Consider the following 1,095-nt stretch of genomic DNA (forward strand, 5'->3'; position numbering starts at 1 on the left):
CTTCGCCAACAAACGACGAAGTGCCTGCATCGTGAACCGCTGCAACCGCTTCAACCGCTGCCGAACCACCTTGCGCAGCAACCGGGTCGAAACCGGTGGCGCGTACGGTGATCACTTTGACCGGCGCAGTGGACTGTACGGTGGCAATGGCGTTACCGGCGTAAATCGGACGAGTGAAGGTGTCGGCGCTAACCACCGAAATGATCTCGGAGATCTGATCAACGTCCAGTTGCGCAGCAACGCGCGGCAGGATGTTTTTGCCGTTGGAAGTAGCTGCAGCCAGGATATGGCTGTAGCCAGCGCCCAGCTCTGCAACCAATGGCGCAACGTTTTCAGGCAACTGATGGGCGTAGGCCGCGTTATCAGCAACCAGAACTTTGGCCACACCAGCGATCTGCGCAGCTGCTTCGGCTACAGCGCCAATGCCCTGGCCTGCAACCAGAACGTGGATGTCGCCACCGATTTTGGCGGCAGCGGCAACGGTGTTCAGCGTGGCCGGAGCCAGTGCCTTGCCGTCGTGTTCTGCGATTACCAAGATAGTCATGATTAGATTACCTTCGCTTCGTTTTTCAGTTTCTCGACCAGTTCAGCCACCGACTTGACCTTGATACCCGCGCTGCGTGCAGCCGGGGCTTCCACTTTCAGGGTCTTGTTGGTCGAAGCAGTCGAAACACCCAACGCGTCTGGCGTCAGTACTTCAAGCGGCTTTTTCTTGGCTTTCATGATGTTTGGCAGGGACGCATAACGCGGCTCGTTCAAACGCAGGTCGGTGGTGATGATCGCCGGCAAGCTCAGCGAAACGGTTTGCGCGCCGCCGTCTACTTCACGGGTCACGGCAACCTTGTCACCTGCCACTTCAACCTTGGACGCGAACGTGCCCTGACCGAAACCGGTCAACGCAGCCAGCATCTGGCCAGTCTGGTTGTTGTCGCTGTCGATGGCTTGTTTACCCAGGATCACCAGCTGTGGCTGTTCCTTGTCGACAACGGCCTTGAGCAGCTTGGCCACGGCCAGCGAGGTCAGGTCTTCGGCGGACTCGACCAGAATGGCGCGATCAGCACCCAGCGCCAGCGCGGTACGCAGCTGTTCCTGAGC

The 1,095-nt window shown here is 58.9% G+C and carries 1 protein-coding gene and 1 pseudogene; both read right to left on the minus strand.

The genetic code is table 11. The annotated features are described in order from the left end of the window. A pseudogene (locus HBN79_RS23820) lies at positions 1–544 on the minus strand (electron transfer flavoprotein subunit alpha/FixB family protein); the annotation flags it as partial. Between the two features lie 2 nt (positions 545–546). Then, on the minus strand, positions 547–1,095 hold a 549-nt coding region (locus HBN79_RS23825; RefSeq protein ID WP_169917314.1), incomplete at its 5' end, for an electron transfer flavoprotein subunit beta/FixA family protein.

The sequence above is a fragment of the Pseudomonas sp. WS 5051 genome (assembly GCF_012985715.1).
Classification (GTDB): domain Bacteria; phylum Pseudomonadota; class Gammaproteobacteria; order Pseudomonadales; family Pseudomonadaceae; genus Aquipseudomonas; species Aquipseudomonas bubulae.